The sequence below is a fragment of the Streptomyces sp. NRRL B-24572 genome (assembly GCF_002156145.1).
Taxonomy (GTDB): domain Bacteria; phylum Actinomycetota; class Actinomycetes; order Streptomycetales; family Streptomycetaceae; genus Streptomyces; species Streptomyces vietnamensis.
This window is the reverse complement of record NZ_MWIG01000128.1, coordinates 1-6,341: the sequence shown is the minus strand read 5'-3', so window position 1 is coordinate 6,341 and position 6,341 is coordinate 1. Positions and strand designations below refer to the sequence as shown.

General features: G+C 69.5%; 6 protein-coding genes and 1 pseudogene. 5 read left to right on the top strand and 2 right to left on the bottom strand.

The genetic code is table 11. The features are described 5' to 3' along the window. On the top strand, window positions 1-902 hold a 902-nt coding region (gene prfB / locus CCN56_RS08525), incomplete at its 5' end, for a peptide chain release factor 2 (RefSeq protein ID WP_086825140.1). A 402-nt stretch (window positions 903-1,304) separates the two neighbouring features. Then, complete coding sequence (locus CCN56_RS08520) at window positions 1,305-2,330, top strand: hypothetical protein (RefSeq protein WP_086825139.1); 1,026 nt, start codon at window positions 1,305-1,307, stop codon at window positions 2,328-2,330. Between the two features lie 101 nt (window positions 2,331-2,431). Here CCN56_RS08520 and CCN56_RS08515 read toward each other — a convergent pair whose 3' ends face one another. Beyond that, window positions 2,432-2,614 carry a hypothetical protein gene (locus CCN56_RS08515; RefSeq protein WP_041129480.1) on the bottom strand — a complete coding sequence of 61 codons (183 nt, stop codon included), beginning with the start codon at window positions 2,612-2,614 and terminating at the stop codon, window positions 2,432-2,434. A 234-nt stretch (window positions 2,615-2,848) separates the two neighbouring features. Here CCN56_RS08515 and ftsE point away from each other — a divergent pair, with 234 nt between their 5' ends. Together ftsE and ftsX are read left to right on the top strand one after the other, a co-directional pair. Further along, on the top strand, window positions 2,849-3,538 hold the full coding sequence (ftsE, locus tag CCN56_RS08510; RefSeq protein ID WP_030692056.1) for a cell division ATP-binding protein FtsE: 690 nt from the start codon (window positions 2,849-2,851) through the stop codon (window positions 3,536-3,538). A gap of 21 nt (window positions 3,539-3,559) precedes the next feature. Then, window positions 3,560-4,477 (top strand): permease-like cell division protein FtsX, encoded by a 918-nt coding sequence (gene ftsX / locus CCN56_RS08505; protein WP_041129479.1) that lies wholly within the window; start codon window positions 3,560-3,562, stop codon window positions 4,475-4,477. A gap of 28 nt (window positions 4,478-4,505) precedes the next feature. On the opposite strand, the pseudogene CCN56_RS08500 reads toward ftsX, so the two are convergent. Next, window positions 4,506-5,725 (bottom strand): annotated as a pseudogene (locus CCN56_RS08500) (RNA-guided endonuclease InsQ/TnpB family protein). Window positions 5,726-5,876: 151 nt separating this feature from the next. Here CCN56_RS08500 and CCN56_RS08490 point away from each other — a divergent pair. After that, a partial coding sequence (locus CCN56_RS08490) for a PDZ domain-containing protein (protein ID WP_179199753.1) occupies window positions 5,877-6,341 on the top strand: 465 nt, incomplete at its 3' end.

Below are 6,341 nucleotides of genomic sequence, written 5' to 3'. Positions count from 1 at the left end.
AGGCCGAGACCCTGCGCGGCCGGATCGACGACCTCGCGGTGCTCTTCGAGCTCGCCGAGGAGATGGACGACCCGGACACCCTCGCCGAGGCCGAGGCGGAGCTGGGCTCCGTCCGCAAGGCCCTCGACGAGATGGAGGTCCGCACCCTCCTCTCCGGCGAGTACGACGAGCGCGAGGCCCTGGTCAACATCCGGGCCGAGGCCGGCGGCGTCGACGCCTCCGACTTCGCCGAGCGACTCCAGCGCATGTACCTGCGCTGGGCGGAGCGCCACGGCTACCCGACGGAGATCTACGAGACCTCGTACGCGGAAGAGGCGGGCATCAAGTCCACCACCTTCGTCGTGAAGGCGCCGTACGCCTACGGCACGCTCTCCGTCGAGCAGGGCACCCACCGGCTCGTCCGCATCTCGCCCTTCGACAACCAGGGCCGCCGCCAGACCTCCTTCGCCGGCGTCGAGATCCTGCCCGTCGTCGAGTCCTCGGACCACGTGGAGATCGAGGAGTCGGACCTGCGCATCGACGTGTACCGCGCCTCCGGCCCCGGCGGCCAGGGCGTCAACACGACCGACTCGGCCGTGCGCATCACGCACCTCCCGACCGGCATCGTCGTCTCCTGCCAGAACGAGCGCTCCCAGATCCAGAACAAGGCGAGCGCCATGAACGTCCTCCAGGCCAAGCTCCTGGAGCGCCAGCGCCAGGAGGAGCGCGCCAAGATGGACGCCCTCAAGGACAGCGGCAGCTCCTGGGGCAACCAGATGCGTTCGTACGTGCTCCACCCGTACCAGATGGTCAAGGACCTCCGTACGGAGTTCGAGGTCGGCAACCCGCAGTCCGTCCTGGACGGCGAGATCGACGGCTTCCTGGAGGCGGGCATCCGCTGGCGCAAGCAGCAGGAGAAGTAGTCCCCTCGGTCGTACTTCCTCGTACTCGGTCGTACGAGCCCGGGCCCCGCACCTCTCGGTGCGGGGCCCGGTGCCGTTCCGCGGCCTCCCGCGTATTCGCTGACGCAAGCGGAAGCGAGGCCATCGGGGCGCTTTGTCGACAAGGGAACTGCCGTTGCCGGGCCAGGAGTTCCGGGTTTACGTCACAGTTGCATCGTCGCATGTCGGTCAGCTGGTGATCTTTCGGGCATCGCACGCGCAACGACCTTGACGCTTCATCGGAAACTCGGAAGGGTGGCGTACTGGCATGCGCTTTCCTGGGACGCGTGTGAACGGGGGCCGGTCCAGTCGTGACACGCCCCTGCTGCGCGGGGCCCCGAGCGCTGCCCCATGACGAGATGAGCTACTGGGGGTAGCAGCCAGATGACCAACAAGACGCGAGTCCGCTTGGTGCGGGTCGCGGCCAGTGCCGTGATCATCGCCGGCGCGTCCCTGACGGCGGCCGGTGCCGCGCAGGCCGTCGGCGGGTTCGGAACAGAGCAGGACGCGGGCCTCGGGATCCAGGTCACCCTGGGCGGCGAGGAAGAGGACACCGGCAACACGAGCCTCGGCGGGATCGCCGGCGGCGCGGCTGCCGACGGTGGCGCTGCCGCTGACGGTGGCGCTGCCGCCGATGGCGGCGCTGCCGCCGATGGCGGCGCGGCCGCTGACGGTGGTGCGGCTGCTGACGGTGGCGCGGCCGCTGACGGTGGTGCGGCTGCCGATGGCGGCGCTGCCGCCGATGGTGGTGCGGCTGCTGACGGTGGTGCGGCTGCTGACGGTGGCGCTGCCGCTGACGGTGGTGCGGCTGCCGATGGTGGTGCGGCTGCTGACGGTGGTGCGGCTGCTGACGGTGGCGCTGCCGCCGATGGTGGTGCGGCTGCCGACGGTGGTGCGGCTGCCGATGGTGGCGCTGCCGCTGACGGTGGTGCGGCCGCCGACGGTGGCAACAGCGATGGCGGCAACAGCGACGGCGGCAACGCGTCGGACGGTGGCAACTCCTCCGACGGCGGCAACTCGTCGAACGGCTCCGGCTCCAACGGCTCGGGCTCCAACGGTTCCGGTTCGAACGGCACCAGCGGCACCTCCGCCACCGGCGGTTCCTCCACCAGCGGTGGTTCCTCGACCACCGGCGGCTCCACCACCACCGGCGGTTCCTCCACCGACGGTGGCGCCGGCACCTGCACCGTCGACCTCGACGGCGCCGAGTGCGTGGACACCCCGAACAACGCCGACCCGAACCAGGGCGGCTCGCAGCCGGTGCAGCAGGGTGAGGCGAAGGAGGAGCTCGCCGAGACCGGTGCGGCCGAGACCTCGTTCCTGGTCATCGGCGCCGCGACCATGATCGCCGGCGGCATCGGCTTCCGCATGCTGCCGCGTCTCGTCGGCGGCGGTCGCGCCGCCGTCTGACGCACCCGCGCAGACGCGTAGACGCATGACGAAGGGCCGGGGCGTTCGCTCCCCGGCCCTTTCGCGTGGTTCCGGCTCTGTGTGGGCTCCGCGCCCTCCGGTCAGGCCGCCTGGACCGCGGCGAGCAGCGCGATCGCCGCGAGCAGCGCGATCGCCAGCGTCAGCAGCATCGCGGGAGACAGCCCCTGAGGGGTCAGACGCTCCCGGTTCGCGCGGCAGACGGGACAGCGGCCCTCGGCGACCGGGGCCGCGCAGTTGGCGCACACCAGTCGGTCGTAGGTCATGCGCTCTCCTCCTCCCGCACTGGGTACACACCAGGACAACGTCCGGCGAGCTCCGGACGTTCCCCCTACCACTCTGCCAGCTCCGCGGCGTTTCGGCGCGCCCCGCCCGATTGCCCACCTTCCATCCTGAGGGGCGAAAAGGATAAACGGCGCAAGCCAGGACCGCGACTGCGCGGGCCATCCCCGGTCGCGTAAGGTCACGCACACCTACTCCCGGCCGACCGTGGTGCATCCGTGATCCGATTCGACAACGTCTCCAAGTCCTATCCGAAGCAGAGCCGCCCCGCGCTCCGGGATGTCTCCCTGGAGATCGAGAAGGGGGAGTTCGTCTTCCTCGTCGGTTCCTCCGGCTCCGGAAAGTCGACTTTCCTGCGACTGCTCCTGCGCGAGGAGCGTGCCAGCCAGGGCCAGGTGCACGTCCTCGGCAAGGACCTGGCCCGGCTCTCCAACTGGAAGGTGCCGCAGATGCGGCGCCAGCTGGGCACCGTCTTCCAGGACTTCCGCCTGCTGCCCAACAAGACCGTCGCCGAGAACGTGGCCTTCGCGCAGGAGGTCATCGGCAAGCCGCGCGGCGAGATCCGCAAGGCCGTGCCGCAGGTGCTCGACCTGGTCGGACTCGGCGGCAAGGAGGACCGGATGCCGGGCGAGCTCTCCGGCGGTGAGCAGCAGCGCGTCGCCATCGCGCGGGCCTTCGTCAACCGGCCGATGCTGCTGATCGCCGACGAGCCCACCGGCAACCTCGACCCGCAGACCTCCGTCGGCATCATGAAGCTGCTCGACCGGATCAACAGGACAGGGACCACCGTCGTCATGGCGACCCACGACCAGAACATCGTCGACCAGATGCGCAAGCGCGTCATCGAGCTCGAAAAGGGCCGCCTCGTCCGCGACCAGGCGCGCGGCGTCTACGGCTACCAGCACTGACGGCGGGGGATCCAGAACACCATGCGCGCTCAGTTCGTGCTCTCGGAGATCGGCGTCGGTCTCCGCCGCAACCTGACGATGACCTTCGCCGTGATCGTCTCCGTGGCCCTCTCGCTCGCCCTCTTCGGCGGTGCGCTGCTCATGCGCGAGCAGGTCAGCACGATGAAGGACTACTGGTACGACAAGGTCAACGTCTCCATCTTCCTCTGCAACAAGGCGGACGCGGTCTCGGGCGCCAAGTGCGCCAAGGGCGCGGTCACCGGCCAGCAGAAGGAGCAGATCGAGGCCGATCTGAAGAAGATGGACATCGTCGAGTCCGTCCAGCACGAGACGGCCGACCAGGCGTTCAAGCACTACAAGGAGCAGTACGGCGACACCGCCATCGCCTCCGTGGTGACGCCGGATCAGATGCAGGAGTCGTTCCGGGTCAAGCTCAAGGACCCGGAGAAGTACAAGGTCGTCGCCACGGCCTTCGCCGGCCGCGACGGCGTCGAGTCGGTCCAGGACCAGCGGAACATCCTGCAGAACCTCTTCGACCTGATGAACGGCATGAACATCGCCGCCCTCGGCGTCATGGGCCTGATGCTGATCATCGCGCTGATGCTGATCGTCAACACCGTCCGCGTCTCGGCCTTCAGCCGCCGTCGCGAGACCGGCATCATGCGGCTCGTCGGCGCGTCCAGCTTCTACATCCAGATGCCGTTCATCATGGAGGCCGCGTTCGCCGGACTCCTCGGCGGCGGCGTCGCCTGTGTGCTGCTGCTCGTCGGCCGGTACTTCCTGATCGACCACGGCATCGCGCTCGCCGAGAAGATGCAGCTGGTCAACTTCATCGGCTGGGACGCCGTCCTCGCCAAGCTGCCGCTGGTGCTCGTCATCGGGCTGCTCATGCCCGCCGTGGCCGCCTTCATCGCGCTGCGCAAGTACCTGAAGGTTTGACCGCTCCCCTGGGAGGGGGATTTCTGGCTCAGGCAACCCGGCGGGACTGCGTCCCGCCGGGTTTTACGCCCTCAACGCCAGCCGGGTTCAGACCTGCCCGGACGAGCATCACACGTGCGGAGTTCTTGTCCCTGGGGGACGAGGCTCCGCACGCGGTGCAGGTGTATGTGCGCTCTCACAGCGGCAGTACGTGCTTGGCTCTCGCTCCGCACTGCGCGCAGTCCATCGTGGTGTGCGCGGGGTGTACCAGATGCACGGTACGGCCGTGCTTGCGGCCCATCTCGATCAGGGCCTGCTTGGTGGCGCCGATGGCGGCGTCAGCGGCCTTACGGGCCATGGTCGTCTTGGCGAGGAACTTCGGCCGAAAGTCCTCCACGGCAATTTCGTCGTGCTCCCGGACGACCTTCTTGGCCCATTTGCGGGCCGTGTCCTCCCGCTGCCGGGCGATCTCTTGTGCGCCTTCGCGACCTGCTGCCTGGCACGCCGGTAGCCCTTGGAAGCGGCCTGGCGCTTGGCAGGCCTCCTGCGGGCCATCATGCGCTGGTAGCGGCCGAGGCGATGGGCTGCTTTTTCCCCGTGTCGGGGGTGGGGCAGGTCGGGGGTGTCGCTGGTGGTGGTCGCGGTCTCCTTCACGCCCCAGTCGATCCCGATCACCCGACCGGTCTCGGGCAAGGGCTGTACCTCGGCAGGGACGACGAAGGAGGCGTACCAGTGGCCGAGGCTGTTCTGATGGATTCGGACGCTGGAGGGGGCGGCGGGCAGCTCCCGCGACCACACCACGGTCAGAACGATCCCGCCCGCCAGGCACAGACGGCCTCCTTTCAGGCGGAAGCCGTTCCGGGTGCAGTTCAGGCTCGGCAGCGTGTCACGTTTCTTCTTCCACTTCGGCATTCCGGCCCGGCGGGCCATCGGCAGCCTGGCTCTGATGTCCTTCAGCGCCTTCGCCCTGGACTTTCCGAAGTCCCGGATCACCTGTTGCTGCGGAACCGAGGACCCTTCGCGCAGCCATGGCGTCCCCGAGCGGGCCTCGGTAAGCATTCTGTCCAACTGCGCCGGGCCACAGGTACGGCTGTCAGCAGCGGCCTTGTTGTACGCGGACACCTGCTTGGACTTGGCCACGCACTCGTTCCAGATCCATCGGCACCGGTCCCACTCAGCCAGCAGTGCGGTATGGGCGGATGACGACACGCGCAGCCGGAAGGCCCAGCGGGCCTGCCCGGCGCGGTCGACTGTGGCGGTCGTGGTCATTGACGCGACCGTAGGCGCCAGGCCATCGCACCTTCACTCGAAGTCCTGACATTCCCCCGAACGAGCGAGCGACCTGGTCAGTGTCGACCGCTGTTGACGTCGTATGGCCAAAGCCCGTGCGGCGCCTTTCGCTTGTCCTAGAGTGGGCGCCATGTCGGCCGGGCCCGCACCCTTCTGTATCCGGCCCCGCGGAGTCGTCCGCGGGGCCGTTCTGACGTTGGTCTTCACCGGGGTCCTCGCCACCGCCGCGGCCACCGGCTCGCTGCCCCGGCAGGAGTCCGCGCGCGCGGAGCGGCCGGCGCCGGCCCGGGTGCCGGACGGCGGGACCGTCGACGGTGCCGCGCTCAGCCGGGCGGCCGCCGCGGCCATGGCCGACGGGAAGTCGGGGAAGCAGGCCGCCGAGGAGTTCGTCAGCCGCAGCGGCGACCGCTGGGGCGCGGTGTACGACAAGAAGGAGTACGCCGAGTTCGAGCAGGCCCTCGACGGCGCCTACACCGGGGTCGGGCTCTCCGCCGGCCGGACCGGTGCGGGCGGGATCCGGGTGACCCGGGTCCGGTCCGGCGGCCCCGCCGACAGGGCCGGGCTCCGCACCGGCGACCGGCTCGTCTCCGTCGAC

Excerpts from the sequence above, each read along its gene's own strand:
- ftsX (WP_041129479.1), top strand. The coding sequence starts at position 3,560 with ATGCGCGCTCAGTTCGTGCTCTCGGAGATCGGCGTCGGTCTCCGCCGC.
- CCN56_RS08515 (WP_041129480.1), bottom strand. The coding sequence starts at position 2,614 with ATGACCTACGACCGACTGGTGTGCGCCAACTGCGCGGCCCCGGTCGCC.
- CCN56_RS08520 (WP_086825139.1), top strand. The coding sequence starts at position 1,305 with ATGACCAACAAGACGCGAGTCCGCTTGGTGCGGGTCGCGGCCAGTGCC.